The organism is Dellaglioa algida DSM 15638, assembly GCF_001434695.1.
GTDB lineage: Bacteria > Bacillota > Bacilli > Lactobacillales > Lactobacillaceae > Dellaglioa > Dellaglioa algida.
Genome location: NZ_AZDI01000002.1, coordinates 65,126 through 92,123, shown reverse-complemented (window position 1 = coordinate 92,123; position 26,998 = coordinate 65,126). Strand labels below are relative to the sequence as shown.

24 protein-coding genes and 1 tRNA gene are annotated in these 26,998 nt (G+C 37.4%); 3 read left to right on the top strand and 22 right to left on the bottom strand.

Annotation, left to right across the window (positions count from 1 at the left end; genetic code table 11):
- Positions 1-14: 14 nt before the first annotated feature.
- The 10 genes from rnr to rpoN all read right to left on the bottom strand — a co-directional run bounded on the left by rnr (position 15) and on the right by rpoN (position 12,167).
- Complete coding sequence (rnr, locus tag FC66_RS02120; protein ID WP_057973727.1) at positions 15-2,369, bottom strand: ribonuclease R; 2,355 nt, start codon at positions 2,367-2,369, stop codon at positions 15-17.
- Positions 2,370-2,486: 117 nt separating this feature from the next.
- Entirely contained in the window at positions 2,487-2,726 is a 240-nt protein-coding gene (gene secG / locus FC66_RS02115; RefSeq protein ID WP_083478929.1) for a preprotein translocase subunit SecG, read from the bottom strand.
- 87 nt (positions 2,727-2,813) lie between these two features.
- Entirely contained in the window at positions 2,814-4,361 is a 1,548-nt protein-coding gene (locus tag FC66_RS02110) for a ClC family H(+)/Cl(-) exchange transporter (protein WP_057973726.1), read from the bottom strand.
- Positions 4,362-4,464: 103 nt separating this feature from the next.
- A complete protein-coding gene (locus FC66_RS02105; RefSeq protein WP_057973725.1) occupies positions 4,465-4,785 on the bottom strand; it encodes a bacteriocin immunity family protein in 321 nt (106 codons plus the stop codon).
- A 157-nt stretch (positions 4,786-4,942) separates the two neighbouring features.
- Entirely contained in the window at positions 4,943-6,271 is a 1,329-nt protein-coding gene (gene eno / locus FC66_RS02100; RefSeq protein WP_057973724.1) for a phosphopyruvate hydratase, read from the bottom strand.
- A 111-nt stretch (positions 6,272-6,382) separates the two neighbouring features.
- Complete coding sequence (tpiA, locus tag FC66_RS02095) at positions 6,383-7,138, bottom strand: triose-phosphate isomerase (protein ID WP_057973723.1); 756 nt, start codon at positions 7,136-7,138, stop codon at positions 6,383-6,385.
- Positions 7,139-7,192: 54 nt separating this feature from the next.
- Positions 7,193-8,383 (bottom strand): phosphoglycerate kinase, encoded by a 1,191-nt coding sequence (locus FC66_RS02090; protein ID WP_057973722.1) that lies wholly within the window; start codon positions 8,381-8,383, stop codon positions 7,193-7,195.
- A gap of 104 nt (positions 8,384-8,487) precedes the next feature.
- Positions 8,488-9,507 carry a type I glyceraldehyde-3-phosphate dehydrogenase gene (gene gap, locus FC66_RS02085; protein WP_057973721.1) on the bottom strand — a complete coding sequence of 340 codons (1,020 nt, stop codon included), beginning with the start codon at positions 9,505-9,507 and terminating at the stop codon, positions 8,488-8,490.
- A gap of 61 nt (positions 9,508-9,568) precedes the next feature.
- Positions 9,569-10,600 carry a sugar-binding transcriptional regulator gene (locus tag FC66_RS02080; protein ID WP_057973720.1) on the bottom strand — a complete coding sequence of 344 codons (1,032 nt, stop codon included), beginning with the start codon at positions 10,598-10,600 and terminating at the stop codon, positions 9,569-9,571.
- Positions 10,601-10,829: 229 nt separating this feature from the next.
- Positions 10,830-12,167, bottom strand: coding sequence for an RNA polymerase factor sigma-54 (gene rpoN, locus FC66_RS02075; protein ID WP_057973719.1), 1,338 nt, complete (start codon positions 12,165-12,167; stop codon positions 10,830-10,832).
- A gap of 68 nt (positions 12,168-12,235) precedes the next feature.
- Between rpoN and FC66_RS02070 the strand changes: the two genes are divergently transcribed.
- Positions 12,236-12,307 (top strand) — tRNA-Arg (locus FC66_RS02070).
- 257 nt (positions 12,308-12,564) lie between these two features.
- On the opposite strand, the gene FC66_RS02065 is transcribed toward FC66_RS02070, so the two are convergent.
- The 12 genes from FC66_RS02065 to FC66_RS02010 form a co-directional block, all read right to left on the bottom strand.
- Complete coding sequence (locus FC66_RS02065; RefSeq protein ID WP_057973718.1) at positions 12,565-12,888, bottom strand: LPXTG cell wall anchor domain-containing protein; 324 nt, start codon at positions 12,886-12,888, stop codon at positions 12,565-12,567.
- 22 nt (positions 12,889-12,910) lie between these two features.
- Positions 12,911-14,002: a WxLIP family cell surface protein gene (locus FC66_RS02060; RefSeq protein ID WP_202812831.1), complete on the bottom strand. Its 1,092-nt coding sequence runs from the start codon at positions 14,000-14,002 to the stop codon at positions 12,911-12,913.
- 31 nt (positions 14,003-14,033) lie between these two features.
- Positions 14,034-14,813, bottom strand: coding sequence for a WxL domain-containing protein (locus FC66_RS02055; RefSeq protein ID WP_057973717.1), 780 nt, complete (start codon positions 14,811-14,813; stop codon positions 14,034-14,036).
- Between the two features lie 26 nt (positions 14,814-14,839).
- A complete protein-coding gene (locus FC66_RS02050) occupies positions 14,840-15,436 on the bottom strand; it encodes a WxL domain-containing protein (RefSeq protein WP_057973716.1) in 597 nt (198 codons plus the stop codon).
- Positions 15,437-15,480: 44 nt separating this feature from the next.
- Complete coding sequence (locus FC66_RS02045) at positions 15,481-16,236, bottom strand: WxL domain-containing protein (protein ID WP_057973715.1); 756 nt, start codon at positions 16,234-16,236, stop codon at positions 15,481-15,483.
- A gap of 54 nt (positions 16,237-16,290) precedes the next feature.
- Positions 16,291-17,061 (bottom strand): WxL domain-containing protein, encoded by a 771-nt coding sequence (locus tag FC66_RS02040; RefSeq protein WP_057973714.1) that lies wholly within the window; start codon positions 17,059-17,061, stop codon positions 16,291-16,293.
- Positions 17,062-17,118: 57 nt separating this feature from the next.
- Complete coding sequence (locus tag FC66_RS02035) at positions 17,119-17,877, bottom strand: WxL domain-containing protein (protein ID WP_057973713.1); 759 nt, start codon at positions 17,875-17,877, stop codon at positions 17,119-17,121.
- Between the two features lie 28 nt (positions 17,878-17,905).
- On the bottom strand, positions 17,906-18,622 hold the full coding sequence (locus tag FC66_RS02030) for a WxL domain-containing protein (protein WP_057973712.1): 717 nt from the start codon (positions 18,620-18,622) through the stop codon (positions 17,906-17,908).
- Between the two features lie 78 nt (positions 18,623-18,700).
- Positions 18,701-21,169: a hypothetical protein gene (locus FC66_RS02025; RefSeq protein WP_057973711.1), complete on the bottom strand. Its 2,469-nt coding sequence runs from the start codon at positions 21,167-21,169 to the stop codon at positions 18,701-18,703.
- A 389-nt stretch (positions 21,170-21,558) separates the two neighbouring features.
- Positions 21,559-22,773, bottom strand: a complete 1,215-nt coding sequence (locus FC66_RS02020) for an Ig-like domain-containing protein (protein ID WP_057973710.1) — start codon at positions 22,771-22,773, stop codon at positions 21,559-21,561.
- Between the two features lie 323 nt (positions 22,774-23,096).
- Positions 23,097-24,146 (bottom strand): WxLIP family cell surface protein, encoded by a 1,050-nt coding sequence (locus FC66_RS02015; protein ID WP_057973709.1) that lies wholly within the window; start codon positions 24,144-24,146, stop codon positions 23,097-23,099.
- A 7-nt stretch (positions 24,147-24,153) separates the two neighbouring features.
- Positions 24,154-24,789, bottom strand: coding sequence for a WxL domain-containing protein (locus FC66_RS02010; protein WP_057973708.1), 636 nt, complete (start codon positions 24,787-24,789; stop codon positions 24,154-24,156).
- Positions 24,790-25,010: 221 nt separating this feature from the next.
- On the opposite strand from FC66_RS02010, the gene FC66_RS02005 reads away from it, so the two are divergent.
- Together FC66_RS02005 and FC66_RS02000 are read left to right on the top strand one after the other, a co-directional pair.
- Positions 25,011-26,498 carry a helix-turn-helix domain-containing protein gene (locus FC66_RS02005; RefSeq protein ID WP_057973707.1) on the top strand — a complete coding sequence of 496 codons (1,488 nt, stop codon included), beginning with the start codon at positions 25,011-25,013 and terminating at the stop codon, positions 26,496-26,498.
- On the top strand, positions 26,482-26,907 hold the full coding sequence (locus FC66_RS02000; RefSeq protein ID WP_057973706.1) for a hypothetical protein: 426 nt from the start codon (positions 26,482-26,484) through the stop codon (positions 26,905-26,907). Before FC66_RS02005 ends, FC66_RS02000 begins: the two co-directional genes overlap by 17 nt.
- Positions 26,908-26,998: the final 91 nt, after the last annotated feature.

Genomic DNA, 26,998 nt, shown 5'->3' with positions numbered 1-26,998 from the left:
AATCCCCCCTGATATTATTTTTGACGTGTATTATTTTTTCTTGGTGCGTTATTTTTGTTAGCCGATTTGTAGAATGGTTTTTTACCGTTACTACTACTTCCAGTAGCTGGTTTACCATTACGGTTATAAGGTTTCTTATCTCCTGGACGACCATTACTTGGGCGTTTGAAGTTACCACCCTTCCCTCTTAAATCAGAAGTAGGTGTGTTTTGTGGATTAACGATTTCAAAATCAATCGCACTTTGTTCAATATCAACTTTAGCGACTTTCACTTCGATTGGTTGACCAATTCTGAAAGTTCTCTTCGTTCGCTTACCTACTAATGCCATATGCATGTCTAGATATTCATAGTAATCATCTTTCATATTACTAATGTGTACAAGACCTTCAACAGTATTTGGTAATGAAACGAAGACACCAAATTTCATAACTGAACTAACAACACCTTCAAAGGTTTCACCAACGTGATCAGCCATATATTCAGCTTTTTTCATTGCGTCAGTGTCACGTTCAGCGTCGATTGCACGGCGTTCCATTTGTGAAGCATGTGTTGTAATTTCAGGTAATTGTTCAGCATATTTTTCTTTTTGAGTATCCCCAACACCATTTTCTTCATAGAAACGAATTAAACGGTGAACCATCAAATCAGGGTAACGTCTAATTGGTGATGTGAAATGCGTGTAATCAGTGGCAGCCAACCCGAAATGACCCAATGACTCGTCCGTATATTTAGCTTGTTGCATGCTTCTCAACAACATAACAGAAACCATTGATTCTTCAGGTTTACCAGCAACTTCCTTCAAAACGCCTTGTAACATTTTAGGTGTAACATTCTTGCTATCACCCTTAACCACGATACCAAAACTTGTCAATGTTTCAAAGAAACGCATTACCTTTTCATTTTTAGGCGTTTCATGGATACGGTAAACAAAAGGTACTTTTAATTTATCGTAATGTGCTGCAACTGTTTCGTTAGCGGCCAACATGAATGACTCAACCATACGTTCACTCGTACCACGCGTTCTGATTTGGATATCAATTGGATGTCCAGATTCGTCAACAATGATTTTAGATTCATTATCATCAAAACTGATAGCACCACGTTTTTTACGCATTTTTTCAAGAATTTTGTGTAACTCACCCATTGTTTCAAACATGGGAACTAATTCTTCATATTTAGCTTTTGTTTTTTCATCATTTGATTCAAGAATCTTGTTAATTGCTTTATACGTCATACGTTCTGTTGTTTTAATCACACTTTGGAAAATCTTGTGGCTAACCACATAACCTTCTGGCGTAATTTCCATTTCACAACTCATAGCAAGACGTTCAACTTTTGGATTCAGTGAACAAATACCATTTGATAATTTGTGTGGCAACATTGGAATAACTCGGTCAGTTAAATAAACACTTGTACCACGTTCGTAAGCTTCACGATCAAGTGGTGTGCCCGGTTGAACATAATGTGAAACATCAGCAATATGAACACCTAAATGGTAGTTTCCATTGTCTAATTTCCAAGCAGTAACAGCATCATCTAAATCTTTAGAATCAATACTATCAATTGTAACCAATTTTTGATCAGTTAAATCAACACGACCAATTTTTTCTTCTGGTAAAACAACTTCTGGTGTTGCTTCAGCTTGCGCCATAACATCTTCAGGAAATTCACTAGGAATATCATGTTGATAAACTACTTGTAAAATATCCATACCCGGATCGTCTTTATTACCCACAACTTCTTTAACCAATGTTTCGATAACTAATGGTTTTTCACTTGTTGGATAAGCCGTAATATCCGCTGTAACAACTTCACCAGCAACTGGATGTAAACCAACTCCCGTAACTAATAAGTTGTAACGTTGAAGTTTTTTGTTTTTAACCACTAAATGACCAATTGTACCTTGGTTTTCAAGGTCAGATGGTTCAACTTCGAATTCACCAACAATTGAGGTCACATTATGTTCAACAATTTTGTTAACTTTACCTTCTGGTCCACGTTCATCTCCAGGTTTAGCTGGACTTGTGATTTCAATTTCAACGCTATCACCATTCAAAGCTGACATTGTTTGCGTTGGATTAACGAAAACATCAGGTTGTTCAGGATCAATTGTTACGAAACCAAAGCCACGGTCATTTGCATGGAAAACTCCCACTAATTGTGGTGTTTGAAGCGCAATTTGAAATTTACCTTCTGAGGTAATTTTCACTTCACGTTTACGTTCCATTTCAGCAAGTGTTTTAACGAGTTCCTTGAATGAGTCTTGTCCCTCTAACTTAAGGGCAGTCGTCAATTCTTCAACACTAAATGATTCATTTTCTTTAATTTTTAATTCTTTTAATATAAGTTCTTGCATCTTTTTATCCATGTATACCTCATTTTCATTTCCTTATTGGAATTACTATCATTTTATTATTTACTTGTTTTTAATCCTAAAGAAAAGCCTCCTGCTGCAACAACTATTTGCACAAGAGGCTTTTGTTAATTATTTTGAGGCTAAATATACAAGACCTAATGCTAGACCGAAAAATAAAATGCCTAAAATAAAGGTTACTTTTTGCATAAATGCTTCGAATCCACGCGGTTTTTGTTTACTAAATAAATCGTCAGCACCGCCACCAGATAAGGCACCTGATGCGTTATTTGTTTTTGCAGGTTGCATCATAACAGCGATAATCATTAAAACTGAAACGATGACAATTGAAATTGTTAGTATGTTAGTCAAATCATTTACCTCCTTACCCCAATTGGATAATCTATATCTATACTAATTTAGCACAGATTGCATTAATTTTCCACCGTTATTATTTTATTAAAGCGATTCAAATCCGGATAAAGCGTTCATTTCCGTCCGCAGATTTGCTCTATTTTGATGTTCAGTTAGAAGAACTAGTGTGTCCCCCGCTTTCAAAATAGTTTCTCCATGCGGAATTAATTGTTTCTCACCACGTCTCACTGTGATTAGTAAGCTATTTTCGGGCCAATCTAATTCTAAAACTTTTTTATTTTCCAATTTTGATCCAGCGAAAATGGGCGTTTCAAGTCGGTCCTTTTTTCCACCCAAATCGATTTCATTTTGCCCGATTAATTTCTTAAGTAACGAGTCATAGATAGGCGCGCCACCTAAAACATCCACGACCACGAAGGAAACTAATGAAATTATTGCCAAAGGCATTAAATGGTGCAAACTTCCTACCATTTCCGTGATTAATAAAATTGCCGTAAAAGGCGCCTTCCCAATTCCCGCAAAATAACCGGCCATCCCAAAAATGATAAAGTCAGTTAAGTATTTAGCCGGTAAGATTCCCAATGCTGTCATGCTCGTCGCATAAGTAGCACCAATAATCGCACCCAAAGTTAGAATAGGCAGAAAAATACCACCCGGTAACCCTGACCCATAGGATATCATTGAAAAGATAAATCTTAAAAGAAAGAGTCCTAATAAGACTGTTAAGGCCTTACTATCAACCAAACTTAAAATTATTGTATTACCTCCGCCCAAGGTTTGAGGTAAATAAAGTCCGATTGGAATCACCAAGATAAAAGGCACGATTGAACGATAAAAAACAGGAATCTTATGTAAGATATTATATAAATCGGTCGCACGCAGTAACACGACCTGGTATAGATAGCCTAGAAGTCCCAAAACAAGACCAAGAACAATCAAATGGCCATATTGCGATAAGGCTAAGGTTTGAATATTAATCATTTGTAACGCGGGTTTTAGCCCGAAAAAATGTAACGAAATATAATTGGCTGAAATTGAACTTGCTAAAGCCGTCGTCCAAATTAAAGGAGAAAAATTATGGTAGACTTCCTCCAAAATAAATAAGGTGCTCGCGATTGGCGCATTAAAAGCCGCAGATAAACCGGCAGCGCCACCACCAGCAATTAAGATTCGGCGTTCTGATTCCGTATGTTTGGTCATCTCGGCGAACCCTTGACCAACGGCTGCGCCTAACTGAATAGATGGACCTTCTCGGCCAAGAAACAAACCGGAACCAATCCCTAGCGCACCACCAATGAACTTGCGCCACAGAACAGACCACCAGTACATTTCAAGATTTCCCGCAAGTTGACCTTCTACTTGTGGAATACCGGATCCCATAATATTCGGTTCCTGTTTCATCAATGTTCCAATCCCCAGTGCCATGAGAAAACTCAGGAGAACCATCGGTATCAAAAGCCACATATTTTGATTAATCAGATGATAAAAATAAATAAATAATTTAAAAATATAAATAATTGCTAGTCGAAATAAACTGACAACGACTCCTGTAATTAACCCAATCGCCAATCCCCTTAAAATAAAAATAAGATTAGTTAGATTTAAACGTTCCCTAATGCCCGATTTAACCATGAATTCACAATACCTCTTCTTTATGTTTCTCGTTTTTTATACAATCCCATTAGCCACAAAAGGAACTACCCTACTCAGATAGTTCCTTTAAAAACCGATACTTTTAACCATGATACATGAAACTCATTGCGATTAATCCCCAACCCAAGTTCTTTTTAAACATCCCGGTTGTCGATATTTCCATATAGAGTTTACCCACACCGCTACTTAATTTTTCTTTATGTTTTAAACGAACCATCGCAAGCCGCCGCAACTGGCTAGCTAAATCAATTTCGGCCCTTTCGAAGTCCCCGTTTTTTGCAACTTTATTTTTAAATTCAATTAATAATGCACGTTCTTCATTCGCCGTTTCTTCATTTAAAATTAAATCGTACACTCGTGAAGTTAATGCTTCTTCTACTTTGATACAGTCTGCCTTTTTCATCCGCCGACACATCCTTAATCATAGTTTAGATGCCTGATATCTAATTCATAAATTATACATCTATAAATATTTACATACAACGTCCCCAAACAAAAAAGGGTTCACCTAATCAAATTAGGTGAACCCTTTAAATCATTAACGCTTAATTCATAAAGAATTATTTGTTGATGATTGTGTCGCGAGCATCTGAACTCAAGTTGTAGAATGAGTGGATACCTTTGTATTCTGCTGTTTCTTCTAAGTTATCTTCAATTCTCATTAATTGGTTGTACTTAGCGATACGATCAACACGGCTCAATGAACCAGTCTTGATTTGGCCAGCATTAGTTGCAACAACTAAGTCAGCGATAGTTGTATCTTCAGTTTCACCTGAACGATGAGAAACGATAGCTGTGTAACCAGCTTCTTTAGCCATTTCGATAGCTTCCATTGTTTCTGTAAGCGTACCAATTTGGTTAACTTTGATAAGGATTGAGTTTGAAACGCCCATTTCGATACCTTTTTTAAGGTAGTCAGTGTTTGTAACAAATAAATCATCCCCAACTAATTGAACTTTAGCGCCCAATTTAGCTGTCATCATCTTCCAGCCTTCCCAATCGTTTTCATCCAAACCATCTTCAATTGAGATAACTGGGTATTTGTCAACGATTGCTTCAAGGAATGCTACCATTTCTTCTGAAGTGTAATCTTTACCATTTTCGCCTTCATATTGTAATCTATATTTGCCAGTTTCAGCATTGTAGAATTCTGATGAAGCAGCATCAAATGCGATAGCAATATCTTTACCAGGTTTGTAACCGGCACGTTCGATTGCTTCGATTAAGATTTCAAATGGTTCTTCGTTGTTTTTAAGATCAGGAGCGAAACCACCCTCATCACCAACAGCAGTAGAGTAGCCTTTTTCAGCTAAAATCTTTTGTAAGTTATGGAATGTTTCTGAACCCATACGTACAGCTTCTTTGATAGAAGGTGCGCCAACAGGCATGATCATGAATTCTTGGAAATCAACACTGTTGTTAGCATGTGATCCACCATTGATAACGTTCATCATAGGAGTTGGAAGGACATGTGCGTTAAATCCGCCTAAGTAACTGTATAAAGGAACTTCTAATTCATCAGCAGCAGCACGAGCAGCGGCAATTGAAACACCTAAAATAGCGTTAGCACCCAATTTGCCTTTGTTTGGTGTACCATCTAATGCGATCATAGCTTTATCAATACCAACTTGATCAGTAACATCGAATCCAACAATTTCTTTAACGATAATGTTGTTTACGTTGTCAACAGCTTTAGTAACACCTAAGCCCATATAACGAGATTTGTCGCCATCACGTAACTCAACAGCTTCATGTTCACCTGTTGAAGCACCTGAAGGAACAATTCCGCGGCCCATTGCGCCGTCTTCTGTGTAAACTTCAACTTCAACAGTTGGGTTACCGCGTGAATCTAGAACTTCGCGTGCATAAATATCTGTAATCATTGACATAAGTTTGTACTCTCCTTTAAAAACGTTTTTTGGCTTGGGATTTAACACCCTTACCTTCATTTTAATAGTTTACTCGTTCATTTTCAATCTTTTTAACAGTTTAAAAGCGAATTATGCTTTGAAGTTTACAAGGTCTAAGTATGAAGCAGGTTCCATACTTGCGCCACCAACTAAACCACCATCAATATCGTCTTTACCCATTAATTCTACGACGTTACCAGGTTTAACTGAACCACCGTATTGGATACGAACTTTATCAGCAACTGTTTGGTCATACAATTTAGCAACTGTTCTACGAACAACAGCACAGATTTCTTGTGCTTGGTCAGAAGTAGCTGTTTCACCAGTACCGATAGCCCAGATTGGTTCGTATGCAATAACAGCAAGACTAACTTGTTCAACAGATAAGCCTCTTAATGCAGCAGAAACTTGTCCTTCAACCCATGATTCTGCTTCGCCAGCTTGACGTTGTTCTAACGTTTCGCCACAGCAGATAATAGGAACCATGCCATTGTTGAAAACAGCATGTGCTTTTTTGTTGATATCATCATCAGTTTCGCCGAAGTATTCGCGACGTTCTGAATGACCAATAACAACGTAATCAACACCCATTTCAGAAAGAACTTTTGGAGAAGTTTCGCCAGTAAATGCGCCTTCGTTTTCGAAGTATGCATTTTCAGCAGCAACTTTTAAATCAGTTCCTTTAGCAGCGTCAAGTAATGCTTGTAAATCTACTGCAGGAGCAGCAATAACAGATTCAACATCCTTGAAACTTGGTAATTTACCTTTAAGACCTGCTACAAATTCAACAGTTTCTTTAGGATTTTTGTTCATTTTCCAGTTACCAGCAATAATTGGTTTACGCAAAATAATAACTTCCTTTCGTTAATAGACAGTTTCCTACAATAATTTAATTAAAAATTATTTTGTTGTGATAGCAGCGATACCTGGTAAAGTTTTACCTTCAAGGTATTCAAGTGAAGCGCCACCACCAGTAGAAATATGAGTTAATTGATCAGCAACACCTAATTGTTGAACAGCAGCAGTAGAATCACCACCACCAACAATTGTTGTAGCGTCTGATAAAGTACCCAAGAATTTACCGATTTCAAGTGTTCCGTTAGCATAGTTGCTCATTTCGAAAACACCCATTGGTCCGTTCCATACAACTGTTTTAGCATCTTTTAAGACATCTTTAAATTCTGCAACAGATTTAGGCCCGATATCTAAAGCCATGTAACCATCAGGAATGTCACCATCAACAGTTTTGTGTTCAACATCGTTATCAAATTTTTGAGCAATGATTGAGTCAACTGGTAAAACTAATTTGTCGCCAGCTTCTTCAATGATTTGTTTTGCTAAATCAATTTTGTCAGTTTCAACTAATGATGAACCAATCTTCATACCTTTAGCAGCGTAGAAAGTATAAGTCATACCACCACCAACGATAACTTTGTCAGCTTTTTTAAGTAAATGAGAAATAACACCAATCTTATCTGAAACTTTTGCGCCACCTAAGATAGCAACAAATGGACGTTTAGGTTCGTCAACAGCTTCGCCTAAGAATTTGATTTCTTTTTCCATTAAGAATCCAGCAGCAGCTTGTTCCATGTTGCTTGAGATTCCAACGTTAGAAGCATGCGCACGATGAGCTGTACCGAAAGCATCATTGACGAATAAATCGCCAAGTGAAGCCCAGTATTTACCTAATTCAGGATCGTTCTTGCTTTCTTTTTTACCATCTAAATCTTCAAAACGTGTGTTTTCCATTACTAAAACATCGCCGTCTTTCATTGCTGCAATTGCGTCTTCTAATTGAGGACCACGTGTAGCAGGAACAAAAGTAACAGGTTTGTTTAATAAGTTAGATAAACGTTCTGCGATTGGACGCAATGATAAATCTTTTTTGTCATCTTCAGTTTTGATACGGCCAAGATGAGAAAGAAGAATAGCTTTTCCGCCATTTTCAGTTACGTATTTGATTGTTGGTAATGCAGCAACGATACGGTTATCGTTCCCAATCACACCATTTTTGATAGGAACATTAAAATCAACACGAATTAAAACTTTTTTGTCAGTTACATCTAAATCTGAAACGATTAATTTAGCCATTGAAATAGCCTCCTGTGTAATTTTGATTAAATAAAAAGGCAGAGGGAGTATTGCCTCCCTCCGCCTAAGCATAGTTACTATGCGGTTAAAAAAGTTTAACTAGATTATGCTTCTAAGCTAGCAAATTTTTCTAATGTACGAATCATTTGTGCTGTAAAGCCAGATTCGTTATCGTACCAAGCAACAGTTTTAACCAATTGGTTAGAACCAGTACCAGTTACTTCTGTTTGTGTAGGATCAAAGATTGAACCGTAAGTTGAACCAATGATATCTGAAGAAACGATTTCATCAGCATTGTAACCGAATGATTCGTTGTTTTCAGTTCTTGCTTTGATAGCAGCATTTACTTGGTCTACAGTAAGATCGTTAGTATCTAAAACTGTAACCAATTCTGTTAATGAACCAGTAATAACTGGAACACGTTGTGCATGGCCATTCAATTTACCAACAAGATCAGGAATTACCATACCGATAGCTTTAGCAGCACCAGTAGAATGAGGAATTGTGTTACCAGCAGCAGCACGTGCAGCACGAACATTTCCACCACGATCAGGACCATCTTGTAATTTTTGTGTAGCTGTGTATGCATGAACTGTTGTCATTGTACCAACTTGGATACCAAAGGCATCGTTTACAGCACCAGCAAGTGGTGCTAAACAGTTAGTAGTACATGAACCAGCAGAAGCAATCTTAGTATCTGAAGTTAAAACGTCTTCGTTTACACCGTAAACGATAGTAGGCATTTTACCAGCAGGAGCTGAGATTAATACACGTTTTGCGCCAGCTTTAATATGAGCTGAAGCTTTTTCTTCTGATGCGTAAAAACCAGTTGATTCTAATACGATATCAACATTATCATTTTTAACCCAAGGAATATTTGATGCATCTGCTTCTGCATATACAGGAATTTCCTTACCGTTAACAACAATACCATTGTCTGTTGCGCTAACTTCTGCGTCGAAGTTACCATGGGCTGTATCATATTTTAATAAATGAGCCAACATTGATGGAGAAGTTAAATCGTTGATTGCTACAACTTCAATACTATCTGAAACTTCAGCAATACGACGGAAAGCTAAACGACCAATACGACCAAAACCGTTAATACCAACTTTTACTGACATACTTAAATTTCCTCCTTTAGGAAAATGAAGATTTATTTATTTTAAAAAGCGTGTTTACACACTACTTTTTTAAAATCGAGTTTGCAGCACCCTCATCCGTGATCAACCACGTCTGTTTAGGTGCAAGTTGTTTCATGTATGCCACAATTGCTTCGGCTTTTGAATGACCACCGGCAACTGCTACGATACATTTTATATGCGTGAGATCCTCTATTTGTAAACCGATACGAGGAATCTTATAAACGACCTTGCCTTGAGCATCAAAGAAATATCCGAATGCCTCACCTACAGCTTTGTCATCTTTCAACATGTTTATTATACCACTAGACATGTCTCGACGCTTAGCCATATGCATTGCTTCTCCAATACTGTGAATAACAGCATTGCTTTCCTTGATTAAGCTCAAAACTTCTTGAATACTCGGCTCTTCAAGAAGAGGTTCGTACGTTCTCTCACTTAATTGTTCGGGTACATACAGGGCTCTATGATTCCCCCCTGTTTGTAATGCCATTTTACCACTAATTGAGTTGGCTTGTATATCAACTGACTCGCCGACACCACCTCTGGCTGGTAGAAAAGTTAAATCACGTTTAATGGACAGGCGTGTTGTTAATTGATCTGCCACTTGGGCCATCGTTGTCCCACCCATTACTGCAATTAAATTCTTACCTTCAGGCAACAAGAGCGCTAACTTTGCAGCTACACTCTTACCCATTGCGTCTAAGACTTTAGGTTGTTCATCAGAATCCCCTGATACAATCAAACAATTCTCGATGCCTAAAATCCGACTAAGTTCTTGTTCATCTTGTCGAACACCAACCAAATTATCCACTACTTTTTCAAGGCCGTGTAGAACTGATATGCCTTGATCCGTTAACATCATTCCTGACGTACCGACGACAATAAGTTCCTGCTTTCGCAAAAAATCTGTCTCGGTTCTCATAACGCGTTCGCTAAGATTTAAGGTTGTTGCCAACGTTCTTCGACCAACGGGCATCATCCACCCTACCTGTCTTAAAACAAAATATCGCTGTTTTAAAACTTTAATCATGTCTGGTGCAATCGCGTCAATCCATTCTAATTCTTGATGCATCTTGCACCTGCTCTCTTGTGGGGCATAAAACGTCCCACAGTGTCGCATTATGACCCATCAATCTCAAAAAAACAAAGCACGATAACATTCTGCGTTAATCAAAGTGTCTTCATACCTTTATTACAAGACAAATTATAGCAGTTTATTTTATGCTTTGCAAGCACTTCAACCGACTATCTGCTTTGTTAGCAATTGCCGTTTGATATGCCAGATAAGGGTCATAATGTTCCTAATTCTTGTAGCGTTTTCTCGCCGATGATGATGGAACGTTCAGGTTTTCACGATATTTTGCAACCGTCCGTCTCGAAATATCGATGTTTTGTTTCATTAATTGTAAAACTATTTTTTGATCCGATAAAGGTTTCATCTTATCTTCAGCATCAATCAATTCTTGCATCGTTAACATAATCGCTTTTGATGATAATGCCTCAGCGTTTTTCTTGTTTTTATTTGCAACTTGTCCAAAGAATGATTTTAATTCATAAACACCAAACTCGGTCTCAATGTATTTATCATTAACCGTTCGGCTAATGGTTGATTCATGAACATCCAGGGCAGCCGCGACTTCTCTTAGAAGTAGTGGTTTAATTGGTTTTGTCTTATCAGCAAAGAAAGCAGCTTGATATTTCAGAATATATTGACCCACTTTTAAAATTGTATCTCCACGCTGTCTTAATCCATTGACTAACCATTCATATTCGCGCTTTTTATCAGCTAAATACTTAGTTACCTCAGGATCGTTACCTTTTGACATATCATCAAAATATTTTTGTTGGAAAACAATTTCGGGCTGTGCCCCGCGAACCTTAAATAAGGTTAGTTCATCATTAATATTTTTTAAAACAAGATCTGGGTATATTTTACCAATTCTAGGTGTTCCAAAGCCAGCACCTGGATTAGGTGATAACGTTCTAACAAAATCAGATATTTCTTGGATATCAGAAATGTTAACGCTATATTCACGCGCGATATGCTGCCACTTACGATCAACGAAGTCATCAAAGTTATCCTTAATAACAACGTAGGCTAACTCAGGCGCTGAACTGTCCAAATCAATCTGCAACATAATATTTTCTTGTAAGTTTCGAGCACCAACGCCAGGCGGATCAAGACGCTGAATCAAGGTTAACGCATCCAATAACATAATTGGTGGAATTCCCGATTCTTCCGCTAAATCGTCCAAGTTAGCACTAAAATAACCCGTTTGTTCAACATAGTCAACAAGGTAAAGAACAACTTTTCTCAGCGGCGTTTGACGCATCGTTAAGTAGATTTGATCTAACAGGTAATCTAATAACGATTGTGCCTCATCAGAGCTAACTGAGTTCATGTAATCATTGTCGCCATCTGTCGTTAAAGAGACCTTATATTGCGACTCCCCGGCTTGGATAATTTGGTTATCGTCAACTGTTTCAATTAAAGGGTTTTCCATGACTTTATCGTTAATGAACTGTTGTAAATCTTCTATATTATATTGCAACATTTTAATTGACTGTTGTAATTCTGGCGTCATTGCCAATTTCTGGATTTGTGATTGTTGCTGTTTAAACTTCTGTTCAAATGCCATTTTATTCTCAACCTCCACTTTCGCTGCTTGTTTTTCTCGCCTAATTCAGATAAACTATTAGATGTACTGCGCCGTTGGTGTAATGGATAGCACGTAAGATTCCGGTTCTTGAGCTGAGGGTTCGACTCCCTCATGGCGCATCATAATTGACATTAATCAATTCACGTCCATCGTGAGTTGATTTTTTATTTAAAATAAGCCATCGCGATGATATGTAGTTCATCCTCTATTCCTTATTATATAGTAATTGCATGCGTTTACACAACAAATTGAATACGAAACAATTATTTATATATCACAGCCTACTAAAATAACCAATTGTACGATTTTTAAAACAAAAAAATGGTCTTCCTCGTATTTCTACGAAGAAGACCATTTTAATTTAACCAGAACTCACTTATTTTGAACGTTCGCGTTTGAACCACATACCTGATCCCATAACTGCTAAAAGAATTAAGCCTATCACTGATAAACCTGATTCTTTTACGTCATTGGTTTGAGGCAATCGAGATTGTGATGTTACGTTATTATTCGAAACAGGCGTTTTACCGTCTGGCGGTGTTGTTGGGTTGGTTGTTCCTGGCCCTGGCATGCTGCCAACAAACTCAATCCCAACTTCACTCGTGTAACTAGCCGCTTTTACGGGTTGACCGAATGTACTAAAACCGACAGATAACCCTAAAAGACTAACTATTAGAGCACTCATTAGTTTTTTTCTCATATCAATACCTCGTCTATTTTGACTACTTATCTTCTTTGTCATCAGTTGTCATTTCTGCCATAAGCTGACGTTTTGCTTCTTCAATGGCATCTTCTTTATCTTTTTTATTACGACGACGTGCAAGGAACCAAATGATGAATAACACTAGGAGGATTAATAAGATACCTGCCAAGATATACCACATCGTGTAATCATGTTCCAAGTTAATCGCTTTTTTATTTAACTTATCCGCAGTTGCACCATCAATTGTGAAGTTTTCGTTCCATTTCCATTTATTCACACCGGAGGTTGCCGTCATTTCTAAACGGTATTTACCGGGGGCAAAGGGTTGGTTGTTCCAAAAAATTCCATAATTGAAGTTCGTATTAGGAGCCATCGTCATGTTTGAAGTGTTTGAGGCAAAGAGCACCTTACTACCATTTCTCGAATAAACTTTTCCATCAACTTTTAAGTTACGAATTGGCGTCATTGTTGGATTCTGTAAGTTCACTTTTAATGTATTACGGAAATTAACTAGCGAAGGTTCAATTTTTAGCAGCTTCATATCCGGTTTCACAACACTGTCTGTCTCAGTTAACGTTGTTCCGATCACAAAGGCGTAACGATTTTTGATTTGAACGTTGCTTTCCGATTTTTTTTCGGTATCTTTATTTGTTTTTTCGTAAAAATACAACCCACCATCAATTTCACCATCATATTGCTTAGCTGGCATCGTGATATGGAAAGTATGAACGATACTTCTTTTGGCAGGTATCGTCACTTCCTTGTCCGACTTAACAATTGAAGTTAAAGGCATTTTCATTGTTTTATCCAGTTTAGGTTTCACATGGCTATACTCAACCACACCATTATCATTTGTTGTAGCTGAATTAGCTTCAGCCACAACAACAACGGCTTTATTAGTTGCATTTTTTAATGTGACAGTAATATCCTGCTTTTGATTAGGCTTCATCTTCAAATTAAAATAAGTTTGACGTTTATCAACCTGATTTTCCGGAATATTGGCCGTTACTGCGAAGTTCATTTCAGCGGCTTGCGCTTGTTGAATATGCCCTCCTCCAAATAAGACTAATCCTGTCACAAATGCCATTATAATCCCAACTGTTTTTTTCAATGTAAAAATCCTCTTTCCTCTCAATTTGCCTCTATGGGGCAGCAATCAATGTCCATGTTAATGTTGATGTATATGTCTCGCCTGCTACTTTCTCAGAAAAACCAGGCACAGTTAATTGTACAGATTGGTTACCTTTAGAATCTGGACTAAGAGGTGACATGTTACCCATCGCTAACGTCCATGTTCCCGCAGGCTTATCCGTAACCCCATCGGTGGCAACAACTGTAGCATCACGATTATTACCCAATAGCTTTGTCCTATTAGGAGAAATATTTGACCCCACAATTGTATTATGACCTTCTATATTATCCAATAATAATGAGGCACCTTTAAGTACACCACCGTTCACACTGGTAAATGGAGAATTACGAACGTCTAATTGCCAGTTACCAGTTGTATTATTAGTTACCTGAGCGTAATTAGGCACATCACGGTAGCTTCCTAGGCTATCCGTTATCCAGCCACCCGTAACCGGGTCTCGGTGTCCAGTCAAATCGGCTACTTTATCAAAAGTAGCAAAATAAGTCTCGGTAGTCCCTGAAACCTCGTGTGAACCGAAATGCAAGTCAGATATATAATCCATTCTCAGATTACCAACCGTTGACGATCCTGGATTCAAAGGTTTAACCGGTTTTGATGGATCCAATGGATCAACTGGACCAGACTTTTCAAGTAGCGTCAGGTTAGCCGCTGTTGTTGCCGATTTACCGTCAAGGGCAACGGCGGCATCAACTACTGAATTTTCCATTATCGAAAGCGCAAGGAGGGGGACAATGGCTAATGCTAGACGTAATTTTTTATTTAAGCTCATTGTTTTGACCTATCCCTTTCTGCATTTTATAATGCTGCGTCTTTTAAAGTCCATGTGATTGTTGATTCATATTTTTCTTTCAGTTTAGTAGTTGTACCAGGTACTTCCAAAGTTGCCTTAGTAATAGGCGCCTTGTTAATCCCCATACCCATTAATTTCTTTGCATCCATTGCTGGGACAACCGAACCTTCACCATTTAAAACCATAGTAGCGGCAGGCGTTGCGACAAAACTTGCACCATTATCATTAGTAGCGGCACCACTTGTTAAAGTTAATTTAGCACCGTCCAATTTAGCACTTGATGTTGTTAATCCAGTAAATTGTGTATTAGAAACACTTAAATTCCAACCCACATTTGATCCACGGTTATCATCTACTTGTATACCACCAATGGCAGTTGCTTGAGTATATGTTTTAGTTGATCCACTAATAGTTTGATCACCAAAATCAACACTTGGTGCCGTAACTAATGCGAGTTCGCCGTTAGGGTTGGTACTTTTTGTAAAGTCAACATCACCTTTTGTCGTATTAACAATATCATCAGCGTGTACTGCCGGTGCGACTGATGAGAATAGTGTAACAGCCAAAAGTGCTGCTGTCGTTGCAATTGCTGTTTTTTTCATAGCCATTTTCCCCTTTTCAATTCCAACCTAATTTAAAATTTGGTTTACATACCTGCATCCGTTAATGTCCATGTCAAATCAGTTGAATAAGTAGTTCCAACTGCTTTGGCTGTCTTACCAGGTACTTCTAATGAAATTGCCTTCATCGAAGCATCCGTATTTTCATTACCATCTACGTACGTACCAAATGAATCAGTCCAAGTACCCATACCTTGACCTTTAGCAGCCGCAACAACCTGAACGTCTTGACCAATAGTTGGTGTAATAACGCCACTATTTAAAGCAGTTGGTGTTGTTGTTGCATCCATATTAGTAGAATTAAAAACTTGTCCTGTCATTTTTAATGCTGCACCGTCTAAATCGGCAGTTCCATTATTAAACTGTTTATTTTGAGTAACCGAGAGTTTCCAACCGGCATTCGTACCACGGTTATCAGTTACTTGTAAATAATTAGAACGTTTAACATCTTTGCCATCTTTATCTTTTGCTGCAATAGGTTTCGCATAGTAAGTCGCCGTTGTACCAGAAACTTTATGATCTGTACCAAAGTCAAGATTAGAAATATAATCAATTGATAAAGGTCCAGCCGTACCAGGATCAACTGGGTCAGTTGGGTCAATTGGATCAACCGGGTTCGTTGGATCAACCGGGTCAGTAGGATCTACACTGTCGACAAATCCTACTTTTCCTGTTTCGTTGTATGTTTTTGTATTAGGAGTAGCCGCATGTACTGCTGGTGCTGCTGTTAAACCTAATGATGTTAAAACGATTGCACTTGTAATTATTTTAGTTGTTTTCATTTTAATTTCCCCTTTTCATAGTCCCTAAATCAATTTTCACCACTAATTTACTTTTTACATGCCTGCGTCTGTTAATGTCCATGTTAAATCTGTTTTGTATGATGTATCTGTATTTTTAGCTGAGTTACCAGGTACTTGTAAAGAAACAGCCTTCATTGACGTATCAGCTGCAGTTCCATCTGTATATTCACCAAATGAATCAGTCCAAGTTCCCATACCTTGACCCTTACCTGCATTTAAAACTTGAACATCGCTACCTGGTGTTGTTGCAATAGTAGCATTAGGAATTACTGGATCTGTTGGGTTATTTGCATCAATATTCTTAGAATTTAATTTTTGTGTTGTCATTTGTAATTGAGCGCCATTTAAGTCAGCAGTACCATCGTTAAATTGTTTTTCTTGTTTTACTGAAAGTTTCCAACCAGCATTTGTACCACGTTTATCTGTAACTTGTAAGTAGTTAGCTCTTGTAATAGCATTACCATCTTTATCAGCTAACTTAACAGGCGCAGCGTAGTAAGTTGCATCGTCACCAGAAACTTTATTCTTTGAACCAAAATCAAAGTTAGAAACATAGTCAATTGATAAAGGACCATTTGTTCCTGGGTTAGGATTTTCTGGATCAGTTGGATCAACTGGTCCAACTGGATCAGTTGGGTTTGTTGGATCAACTGGATTTGTTGGATCTGTATTTTCAATAAAGCCAACTTTACCATGTGATGTATATGTTTCTGTATGCACGTCTGCCGCATGTACTGCTGGTGCTGCGACTAAACCTAATGTTGATAATACGATTGCGCTTGTTACAATTTTAGTTGTTTTCATTTTTATTTCCCCTTTTAGTTAATAACCATTTTTATTATTTATTGAATTAGCCGAATTTTATAATCCAGCGTCAGTTAGTGTCCATGTGATATCTGATGAATATTTTTCAGCAACTTTTTTACTATCACCAGGGATAGCTAATTTAACAGAAGATTTAGCTTTTTCAGCATCTTTAGTTGCGTTACCAAAGGCTTCTGCCCATGTACCGGCACCCTCACCGTCTTTAGCTTGCATAACTAATTTGTCGCCAGAGTTAGCAGAAATATCTACACCGTTTACCAAAGTAGATGGTGCTGGTTTTGCTGCATTATTATCAGCATTACGTACTTCAGGGTTTGACAACGTAATTGTTGTTCCGTCTAACGTTTTGTTTGTCACTTCACTTGTGAAAGCTTTTGCTTGTTTCACGGAAAGTTTCCACCCTGTTACAGAGCCTCGATTATCTGAAACTTGTAAGAAGTTAGCAACATCTTTTTTAGTTCCGGCAACTGGGTCAACCGTTGTAACGGCAACTAATTCAGAGTTATATGTTTCATTATTACCTGACATTTTTTGTTTGCCAAAGTTGAAGTTAGAAACGTAATCAATTGACAATGGACCACCCGTACCGGGATTTGTTGGATCCGTTGGATCAACTGTTCCAGGATCTGTTGGATCGATAACCCCAGGATCCGTTGTTCCATCATTTTTAATCATTTCGATTTTACCGTGTGATGTATACGATTGTGTTTCCGCTGCGTGAGCTGTTGTTACAGCTGCGCCAGCTGTACCTACACCCAATAATGCACTTAATAGCAATTTACTTGAAATATTCATAATCTTATTCCCCCATTATATTCTTTTTTTACAATTTAGCATCAGTTAAGGTCCATGTTAATTCAGATTTATATGCGCCGGCCACTTTTTTTGATTCAGCCGGTACAAATAATGAGACACTTTTCTTAGCTGCTTGATTATCTTTTCCGAAATGTTCTGTCCAAGTTCCCATCCCGTTATCGGTCTTAGCCGTCATCACGGTAACTGCCTTACCGTCAGGCTTAATTGCTGCCTCATCGACTGACATTGGTTGATGTTTATTGCTGCCACTCACATTACCATTCATTAATGTAATAACTGTCCCATTCAGTTGATTCCTTCCGTTCATAAATGGATGAGTTTGAGCAACTGTTAACTTCCAGCCGGCATTTGATCCACGATTATCCGTTACTTGAACATAATTCGGATAATCGCCCACCTTGCCATTCTTATCGCTCAGCTGATCTAGTTGTGCGTAATACACGCTATCTTTACCAGAAATTTGTTGTTGACTGAACTCAATGTTAGAAGCGTAATCAATTGATAATGGCCCCTGCGTACCTGGGTCAACAGGTCTAACAGGCTTTAGCGGATCCGTCGGGTCTGTCGGATTTACTGGCGGTGTAACATCAGTATTTTCCACAAATTCAACGGTCGCCTGCGATTGATATCCGACTGTAGTACTCGCCGAAACCTGAGCCGCAACGAAGCTAATTGGCATCACGCTACCTAAAAGAACCCCCAAAACTGTACTTCTTTTTAGCATCTTATCCCCTCCCCTCGTTAGATTTCAATATTTTTATAATGTTAGCAAAATGCTAGCGATTATCATTATTAAACAAGGCTAGGCGTTAGGCGTATCATCTAACGTCCATGTCAATTCCCCTGTGTATTTCCCCGCTTTAAGTGAGGTATTGGCACCGTCAAGGCTGGCAATAATCCCCTGTTTAGCATCCCAAGTGACATCTTGAGTTGCTTCTGTCTTACCCGTTCCGACAATGACACTTCCGCTGTCTAAATCTGTCACAGCGTTATTTGTATCTATATATTTCAAGACGCCTGTTAATGTGTCAGACCCCGACGTTAGAGGTTTAGAGACTTTAGCCGTCAACTTCCAAGCTTGTTTCCCTGAATTAGAAATAGATACCTTAGCAGTACTATTATCTTGACGTTGAAGGTTAAAATTCTCTTTGCTGTAAGGCAACATTACCCCTGTCGACGCCCCATAAGTGATCGCGTCAGGAGCTGAAGCAATCTTCAAACCACCCGTGACAGTAATATTAATTGTTATCTCTTTGCCATTTGCATTTTGGATAACCGCTTTATACACGCCATCACTTGAGGTTCCTGTAAGCGTTGTTGACTTAACGCTTACTTTTGATTCAGCACCAGTGGCTGACATCCAACCTCTCGCTTCACTGCTTTTTAAGATTAATGCATTTAAATCAGCATTTGACAATCCTGAAATAGCTTCGCTCGTCGTACTGAAGTCTTTCGCGTACACTGCGGAAGTTGTATCAATGACCGTGTGATCGTCTGATACATTGACCGGTACAGGCACGTTGGCAACTTCAACAGGCGATGTGTCTGTATCTGTTAATGTCATATCTTGAAAATAAAATCCAACCTTTGAATTGTCTAACGGTTTACCCGATGGATTTTTACCATCGATTGTTAACGTATGTTTATTTTTATTCATAATTGTTAAATTCTTAATTAAATCAGTTTCAAGAGTGGAAACCGTTCCGCCAATTTTGATCAATTGAGGTAAACCTGTTGCACTTAATTTAAATAAGTTAGCCTTCATCGTTACAGGCAACAATTGTCTATTATCTTTATCATCAACAGCCGCAATCGTAATTGTATTCGCGCCAACTGATAATCTAGCTGGATCAATTTTTGCCGTATAATCGAAAAATGTGTTGATTTTTGATGTATCATACTTATTATCCGTCGCTGGCGACGTTGAGCCGTCAGGATAAGTTATTTCAATATGACCCTTTGTGCCATCAACATCGATAACTTTACCTTTGATTGTAAATGCGGCCGCCTGATCCGCATATGCATTAATTGTCGGTGTTGTTACCGTAGCAACGGGTGGAGTACTTGGCGTTACTTCTTTATAGGTTAAGTAAGAGCCATTAGTAAGTGTCTCTCCGGGTGCTAACATTTTAGGATTGGTCTTAATTACAAATCCACTATCATCTATTAATGGTTCATCCGGTTTTGAAATATCACTAATTGAAATGACTTTGTCAGCCGCTGAGGCTTCCATACCAGCACCAAGTATGCCCCCTGTGAAGTACTCTGACACATTAGCAATTTGCATAACGCCCGGTACCCTACCGGCAGTATAATTTGTCCAACCACCTAATCTAGCATTATTTACAGGACTGTTTAATCTAAAGTTTAAGGTATGCTTGTCACCAGTCATCTTAAATCCAGCATTTGGGCCTATACTTTTAACAGGAACCCTATCACTATCAACAAAAGTATCTACACCTTGAACCGCACCAACAGCACGAGAGGCCGTTCCCGCCGCGTCATTATTCGTTATACTGAAGTAACTATAAATACCACCGACTTCGTCATATATTTCTTCAAATGTATAACTTAAGTTATAGACCGTATCATACATCGTTGCTTTAAATCCTGTCCCACTCGTATTCTTATATAATTGATAATTCGTGATTTTTCCATCCCTAACACCAGCCTCAATTGAGTTGGTCCTTGCCGATGAAGTATTACCATACCCACGGTCATCTGGAACGTTACCATTAATAATAATCCCGTAGGATCTTCTGGGATTAGGGTTAACACCCGTAGTACCCGTATACATCCAACTAGAGGCATTTGTTGGATCATTATACGATTTATTATTGGTCAGCGAACTTGGTTGAAATTTTAATTCATTATTACCAAAATATAAGACCGGTTCATCATCTATATATTGTTTTCCTGACGGTGAAACATAGGTTGTTGTTATTTTATTGGGATCTACTGGCGTTTTTGACCAATTTGTATCAACCGCATCCGTACTTGGACCCGCGTACCCTAGCGTTGGTGCTATTGATCCAACTTTATTCGTCACTACTTTTACGTTTTTATCGTCTTTTTTAATAACTGTTTGTTTTTTTGATGATTCACTTGTCGATGAACTAACTGCTTTAATCTCTTTAGCTTGAGCAGAGACCCGTTGCTCACCTTGAGTCATCGGTGTTACGGATCCACCGACCAGTAATCCTGCTAAAACGGCACTTGCCATCAACGTTGCTGAAATCCATTCTTTTTTATTGTTATTGTATCCTCTCATTGTTTAGCCCTCCCCTAATCCTACTTTGCATGTCTAATTTTGTTATCTTGGTCTGATTCAATTGAACGTTACCGGAAATACAACCCCTGACTTCCTGCCCACTGTCCCCTCCAATTTCTCATCCGTTAATTCAAACGCAACTCAAACAACACACCCTTAAGTTATATTCAGTTTACCCATAATTCATTTCAATGTTAAATCTTTTTTTTTACTTTTTTAAAAATAACTGCAATTAAGAGTAAACGGTTTCCATTCCTTTAGGCATTATAAACAATTTAAGGATTATATGGCAAGCCAAAAGCCCCTTATGCCATCTATAGAATTAAAGGCACGATATACGCAAAAAAAGAATTTTACGTCAGCGATAACGTAAAATTCTTTTTAATATTTTATCTTAACGTGGCATGTACCGGAACAATCGTTGGAAGACTAGTTTCTGTCCCATTTGTTTCAGTTACATATAAAAGCGAATATGCGGTTTGCTTCGGAATTGGTATTTCAAAACTCCGATTTGCTTGAACAACCCCTCGAGCAATCTCCTTACCATCTGCATCCGCTATAATGATAATGTTACCAGGCGTTTCTCCTTTTCCTGTTACAGCCTTTGAATCCTCAGTTACAATATTAACTTGCGGTTTAGCAATTGTAGCATCCTTGTGTTTAACGATAACTTCTCTATCTTTACTCCAACCTACACCCGTATTTTGATTAACTTTAACAGTTACACCTGCATATTGTTTTGGAATTGTAACAACGTAGATACCATTTTCGTCGACAACCCCCGTTCCAATAACTTTATCGCCTACTTTAATTTGAATCTTGGCGCCGGGTACGCCGCGTCCCGTTACAGTTGTATCAGTATCAAAAATTGCTTCAACTGTTGGTACTTCTTGTAATAATGTCCATCCTGGGTCTAATCGATGCGTCGGTAGCGTGTATGAAGCGTTGTACGAACCAACCACATCCCAATCAACCGAAGATCCATTTTTGACTAGTCCACCCGTAAATATGTAACTCGAGTTATTTTCTGCATCTGCCACTCTGATGCCTGTATCAGTTACCATTTGCCCAAGATCGAGAGATAAATGAACTTTAAAATCAGCATATGCGAACCATGACTGCGTTGGATTTTTTATTCTTAATGTTTTTCCACCATCTTCAACTCGAATATCATTTTTGTTATAAGCGTATTTGCTCCCATTATTAAACTGGAAATTACCCGTTATATAGTTAGTAAATGTCGAATTGTTGAAAAGAGGCACTAACTCTGCCGGAACAGACATAACATAATCCGTTGATTCGTTAAGTCCAATTGATACAATTGATTTACCTTCATAATCAAAATCCAACGTTCCTGTTGTTACGGTGTTATTACCTTGTAGATGAAGCCCACTAGCACCCGTTCCGGAAACATTCATTGATCCTCGAGTGACCACTCCTAATTCTTGTGTGCCCACCTCAGATGTTGCTACCTGTTTTTCATGATTACTAGCATCTACAGAATGAGCCGATACACCTAAAATCATTACAGAATTCAATAATCCAATCACCGCTACAGTTTTAATTACGTTCTTTTTTGCCACACTTATTTTTGATTTGTTCATTTTTTTCATCTCCTCTATTATTAGTTTATAGACAATTCTGATACAGGCTCTTCATAATAAAACGACTTATTGATGTTGACATTAGATTCTCCTACTCAGTCATTGATTTTATATTATAATTTCCATAAACATATATTATCATGGTAACGCTTTCTTTTCAATATAAAACCCACTATTTTATATTTTTATTATCTATAAAAATCAATTAATGGCGCTATAAAGGCATTATCGGCTAAATATAATGATATATTTTTTTACAAAAAAAAGCTGATAGATATATGATTGTCATCTTCACATCTATCAGCTTTTTAAAGTTTAACGTTCTATTTTTTCTCTTTTTGATATTTTTTCTTTAGTCTTCGATTAAGCCATAATAAGATTAGAGTGTTAATCACGATAATGATTAGTATCAACAGCAGCCAATATATCCAGTAGTTAGTTTGATCCACTGTAACATCTTTTTTATTTAACTTTTTAGCATCTGACCCAGTAATCGTAAAATTTTGCTTAAAATGCCATACCTGTGTTTTGGAGGTAACATCTGCAATATATTCATATGTCCCACCTTCTAATTTTTGTCCTGGATCCAATGGGATTGGATAACTGAAGGAACTACTTGGCGCAAGTTGCATTTCGTTTGTCTCGGCTTGATAAAGAACCTTTTTGTCACCTACTCGTCTCACCTGTGCTTTTACATGTGTTTTATTTAAAAACATTGCACTTTGATTTTCAAAATATGCGGAAATTACGTTGCGCGCATTAATCTGTATTGGTTTAACTGTTTTTAATTTTAATTGTGCCTCGTCAATCTGCTGCCGACCATGAAATACAACGGCTATCGTATATAAATATCGATTATTAATAACCGCTTGATCAGAATTACCTTGCGAGGTCGACTCGTCGTCCTCAATTACAGAAATCCCACCCGCAACAACTCCATCAAAATTTGTTTCAGGTAATTGCACTGATAAATCAACAATTTTTTCACCTTTTGCCGGTATTGTTACCTTATTTTGTTTAGCTTTAACCACTTTTACAATTGAAAATGGTTGCTCTTTTAAAACTTTATTTTGCGAGTCGGCGTACTCAACGACACCATTATAATTTGTTGTCGCATCCCTAACGATTACTTCAACGGTTACCGGTTTATCAGTCAGATTTGTCACCTTGATTTTTAATTGCGTTTTTGTTCCGGGATCCGCTTTTAGATCAAAATACGTTAATTCTTTATTTAGTTGGTATTTGGTAACCACGGGTTGAACCGAAAAGTTGACTTGACTTGCTTTAACGTCAATTTTATTCACCATCATCGAAAACAAGGTTCCTAAGATAAAACAGAATCCTATTTTTTTCATATTCTTTGTTATATTCATCTTTTTCTTACTCATTTGCCGGTACACTATTTAAAGACCACATAATCTCACTATGATAGACATCTGCCATCTTAGACGTTTCTCGTGGTATATTCAGGGCAATACTACTCCCCTTCGTATCTTCATTACCAAATCGATAAACCCATGTCCCGAATCCTTCATCGCCGTTGGCCGCAACTACAACCTTATTAGCGCCTACGGACAAATCAAAATCTTTTTTATAAAATCCTGGTTTCTTATCCGTAGAGATTGATGCTAGATCTCCCTGGCTGAAACTGACATAAGCTCCTGTTAGAATCTTATGGCTGTTTTGAGATTCAAACTGACGACTTTGTTTTGCCTCAAGCATCCAGCCATTTTCAGTTCCACTAAAATTTGATACCTGAACATAATTGGGTGTACTGATACCCGTAGCCATTCTTTGTGCTTTAGCATAACTTTTTTTAGCGGTCGTATCAATTTTAGCCATATTGAAGTTAAGAGATGAAGCAAAATCAATCGTCGTTACTCCCGACTGAAAAACCATCGACAAATCAGATTGCACCATATTATGGTCTTCACTCGCCGCTTGAACCAGCATTTTAGAGGTCATGATACAAAATCCCGATAATACTGCCAAAGTACCTAATATTACTCTCTTCATTTTTGATATCTCCTTACCGTAAATTCAACCGATATAGCCCTAATTTTTTTGTAACCCGAAATATACATTGTATTGTCATACTATTTTATATACCCACATTTGTCAATTGTCATTTTTTTATATAAAATGATAATTTTTGACATCAAAATTAAATGCAAATCATACTTATTTCGCTTATAATGAAGAGCATGAAACTCTTTAATGAGGAGGAATCAGAACAAATGGACTTTATATTCAATAAAGATGATATTCGCAAGTTGGAATTATTTTCATACCTTGAGAATACATATGATCAATCCGCTACTCAAATAGAAATCCAAAATAAATTTGAATGGTCAAAATTTATTACGGTAACAACCATTAATTCATTGGCAGAAGATCTTGTTAATGAAGGTCTTGATAGTTACTATCTAATAAATATTAATGATAAGAAGATAACGCTACAAAAAAATGGCTTAGATTCAATTGACCATTTGCTACTTTTGTATGCGGAAAATTCGACACAATTTCAAATGTTAAACGCGATGTTTATGCAGACTGACTTTAACTTAGAATTTTTTACGGATTCTTTATTCTTGAGCGAGGCCACCGGTTACCGTACAAAACGTGCTTTGGATGACATGTTACAGAAAGTTGGATTTCACTTAACCCAAGATTTTCAGTTGGCAGGCTCCGAAGAGAATATTCGTATGTTTTTTTATAAGCTCTATTTAGATATCTATAAAAACTATTCTTTCCCATTTAACGAGGAAGTTAATCGCTACTCTAACTTATTCGTGAATCAATTAATCGACTCTTTAAACTTAGAATTAACACAAATGCAACTTCTAAAATTAAAGTATTTTTCGGCAGTTTTAATACAAAGTTTAACATCAGAACGAACAAATACTAATATCGAAGATGTTCCTTATGTTACCACTGCTAATTCTAAAAATACTTTCCCAATGATTTTCGCTTGTTTACAAGAAAATCCAGGAATTAAAGAATTAACGGAGGATCAGTTAACAATTGAAACACGATTCATTTTAAATTTTCTTTATATAGAAGGCATGATTGATGTTACTTTTAATACTTCGCCTTTCTTTTCTCAGATCGAATCTTTGAATACCTTTGTTATTAAAGATTTACAAAAATATTTTGATATTACGTTAAATGAAAAAAATTATATTTCACTATTTGACGAATTATCTCGAATCCACTTTGCCAGTTATTACAGTACACCAATTGAATTTAGCTGGCAAGTTGCTTTGGATAATACTATTTTAAAAGAGAATTATGGTTTTTTCTATTTATTTGTTGACCAATTAATTTCCAATTTAAAAACTTCAAATCCTGATATATTCGGAATTAAAATCAAAAACATCTCCCATTTAAAATCAGAATATCTTTTTCTCTTTATTCGTTATATTGATCTTTCTACCGTTCTGAAACCCGTTCATGTCACAATAGATTTTTCAAAAGGAAACAACTACAATGATTTAATTCATAAAAATTTAGATTCTCTGCCCTTTTTTAACATAGAGGTTAGTTATTCATTAACTGCTAAAACGGATATTTATTTATCTGACTTTCTTATGGCTGGTGTTTCTAGTCGCTATCTTATTTGGAATAGCCCACCACTGGCTTCTGATTGGGAGATTTTTGCAAATATGATTGTTGATATTCGAACTAATGGTGTAGGGGGCACAAATAATGTCAAAAATTTATAAGCCATCTCGCCTAGCACGAATTTCATTAGCTTCAGTTTTAACAAATTTATTTTTTCTATCAATGTACGTTCCCAAACAAGTTGGCGCCGCAACGCAAAACGACAACCAAAATTCTCGTGTTTCACCTGTTAATCCAATGAATCCTCGAGAAGATGCACAACCAATATCGCCCAAAGACGATACTCCAGAAAAAATGATTACCCATCAAAAAAAAACCAAGAAAAAGGTGACAGAGAGTCCGCCAATTGCGTTTATTTCAGAGCGTCACATAGTCACGCCAATTAAACCACCTGATATTATTCCCGTATCTTATTCCGGCTATCTAGTCCGTCATTTATCGGGAAATTTCCTCTATGGAACCAAAATGAAATCTGAAGAACCCATTATTTTCAAAGAACCTAAAGGATAACTAAATTCATCCTTTAGGTTCTTTCATTTGACCTTTTTTGACCAAGAAGGTAAAATTACTTTATGTTAGATTAAACAACAAATTTGGAGGT